At 51.7% G+C, this 2,898-nt stretch carries 2 protein-coding genes; both read right to left on the reverse strand.

Going from position 1 to position 2,898, the window contains the following annotated elements:
* Positions 1-98: 98 nt before the first annotated feature.
* Positions 99-2,450 (reverse strand): EcoAI/FtnUII family type I restriction enzme subunit R, encoded by a 2,352-nt coding sequence (hsdR, locus tag Q0349_RS01615; protein ID WP_298079064.1) that lies wholly within the window; start codon positions 2,448-2,450, stop codon positions 99-101.
* A 30-nt stretch (positions 2,451-2,480) separates the two neighbouring features.
* On the reverse strand, positions 2,481-2,898 hold a 418-nt coding region (locus Q0349_RS01620), incomplete at its 5' end, for an endonuclease domain-containing protein (protein WP_298079065.1).

A 2,898-nucleotide genomic window follows, 5' to 3' on the forward strand; every position in this document is an offset into this window, starting at 1 on the left:
CCACCCTGGCCCTCCCCCGCTGCGGGCTTCGCCCTGCGGGGGAGGGGAATTTCGCTTTTACCCGCAGACTCCAAACAGGCTCCCAGACACCGTTTTGGCTAGTTGGCATACAAATGCTGCTGCAATTTGTGGATGGCCGCCTGATATTGCACGTTGCCGCCGAATAGGCCGATGATTTTCTTCGGCGAGCCGATGCTTTTGAACGGCGCGTTGCTCAAGATCGCGGGCTCGTCCAGCGCGATGCCTTCGTTCATGTATTTGTCGAGTAACGCGCTTAACACTTCGCGGCACTCTGCGCTGTATGCCTGCAAAAAGCCGTCTTTTTCCAGGCGACGGGCGCGCTCTTTGCGGGTCATGGCGGGGCGGTTGTAGGCGAGGTGCAGAATCATATCAAAGGGGTCGATGTCTTCCGCCTCGCCGTAGGCTTCCTGCAACACGTCCAGCGGCAGACCTTGTTCTGCCAGCGCGTCAAGTACCGCCCGTTTCCTGTCGGCGGCGTTCCATGCCTGCAAGAACACATCGAGCGTGGCGTATTCGTGGAGAATATTGCGCTTGCTGTAATCGGTGAGGCTTTCCACAATGAGCTTGCCGTTTTCATCGAGAATTTCCACCCGCTCGCTTAACACGCGGACTTCCACGCCGCGCACGCGGATTTTTTTCCTTACCTCGCCTTCGCTGGGCGGTTCAAATTTCCCGCCATCTCCATTGCCGTCAATATCGCCATTGTCTGGCGTTTCTTCATCCTTTTCATCCGGCAGCCAATTATCGCCATCAATGACAAACGCTTCGTCATCATCGGTTATGGATTCGGGCATGCCATCAAATTCGGGGTCGGCAAAGAGATTGGTAACATTGCGAAAATCCATGATAGTGAAATACTGCTTGCCGTAGTCATCGTTAATGCGCGTGCCGCGCCCGATAATTTGCTTGAATTCGGTCATCGACTTGATTTCGTTATCGAGCACAATCAGCTTGCAGGTTTTGCAATCAACGCCGGTGGTCATCAATTTGGAAGTGGTTACAATTGCCGGGTATTTTTCGTTCGGGTCAATGAAATTATCGAGCTGCGCTTTGCCCTCGGCATTGTCGCCGGTGATGCGCATGATGTAGCGCGGGTTGTCTTTGACCCGCTCGCGGTTTTCATTGATAAGCGCTTGGCGCATGCGCTCGGCGTGGTCAATATCGACGCAAAAAACAATGGTTTTGGCAAAAGGGTCATTTTCATTGAGCCAACGGGTAATGCGACGGGCGACCGCTTGCGTGCGCTCGTCAATGACGATGTATTTCTCAAACTCTTCGCGCAGGTAAAGGCGGTCTTCGATTTCTTCGCCGTCTATATCGGTTTTGCCTTTAGGCGGTCGCCAGCCTTCCAAATCCTTATCCAGCCCGACGCGAATCACTTTATAGGGTGCGAGAAAGCCGTCTTCAATGCCTTGCTTTAAGGAATAAACGTAAACCGGTTCGCCGAAATAGCCAATATTGCTCACCTCATCGCTTTCTTTTGGTGTGGCGGTCAAGCCCAAATGGGTGGCACTGCTGAAATAATCCAAAATCCGCCGCCATTGCGAATCTTCACGCGCGCTGCCGCGATGACATTCATCCACTACAATTAAATCAAAAAAACCGGGCTGAAATTGGCGGAATGGCTCGTCGCCTTCATTGCCCGCCAATTGCTGATAGAGGCTCATATAAATCTCATAAGAGCTGTCCAGCGTTTTGTTTTCCACCTTGGTAATGACTTTTTTGAACGGGCGGAAATCGTTTTGCATGGTCTGGTCAATCAAAATATTGCGGTCGGCGAGATAGAGAACGCGCTTTTTCAATTTGTTTTTCATCAGCCGCCAGATAATCTGAAAGGCGGTGTAGGTTTTGCCCGTGCCGGTCGCCATGACCAATAAAACGCGCTGCTGCCCACCGCTAATAGCGGCAACCGTACGGTCAATGGCGATGCGCTGGTAATAGCGCGGCGCAATTTGCCGGTCGCCGTCAAAATAATAATCGGAAAGCAGGGCGGATTGCTGCGCGGCAGAAAGCGCGCTTTCGCCGGAAAACCGCGCCCACAGCGCCGCATAAGCGGGAAATTCGTCCATTGCCAATTCGCGCTCTGTGCCACTCAAGCGGTCATGCTCCAAAAAGCCCTTGCCGTTGCTGGTATAGACAAAGGGAATATCCAAAATTTCGGCATATTCCAGCGCCTGCTGCATGCCGTCGCCCAACATCTTATCGCCGCGCTTGGCTTCGATAATTGCGAGCGGCGTGCGTCCGTTAGGCGCGGTCAGGATATAGTCGGCTTGTTTCTTTTTGCCTCGGCTGGCGGTTTTGCCGTGCACGCTAACTCGGCCATCGGTGAAGCAATATTCCATAAACATTTGTTCTTTCGTCCAGCCTGCCGCTTCTATGGCGGGGGTGATATGGCGGTTTTTTATGTCTTCTTCGCTAAGAGTAGGCATGGGATTATCCTTGTTGAAATACGGTTGATATCAAATGGCGCAATACTTCAGAATTCCTGCCAATACGGCGTCGGTGCGTTGCAGAACATCATGGTTCCAAAAACGTAAAACGCGATAGCCCTGGCTTTGCAAAAATAGACTTCTTTGCTGGTCATATAATTGTCGTTCTGTATGCTGTCCACCATCCAATTCAATTATTAGGCGGTTTTCCGGTGCGGCAAAATCTGCAATGTAATTACCAATAACATATTGGCGGCGGAATTTTATATTTCCCAGTTGCCCACCGCGTATTTTTTGCCATAAACAGCGTTCCGCATCCGTCATGTTATGACGCAATTTTTGGGCATAATCTTGCAATTTTTCATTGCGCCTTGTTCTCATGAAAATCTCTCGGTTCTGAAGCTGAAACTCCCTCCCCTGCAAGGCGAAGCCCGCAGCGGGGTGGGGG

Origin of the sequence: uncultured Cardiobacterium sp., from assembly GCF_938028185.1 — a bacterium.
Lineage (GTDB): Bacteria > Pseudomonadota > Gammaproteobacteria > Cardiobacteriales > Cardiobacteriaceae > Cardiobacterium.

What these genes read in the sequence shown, in the direction of transcription:
- hsdR (WP_298079064.1), bottom strand. Translation starts at nt 2,450, where the DNA reads ATGCCTACTCTTAGCGAAGAAGACATAAAAAACCGCCATATCACCCCC.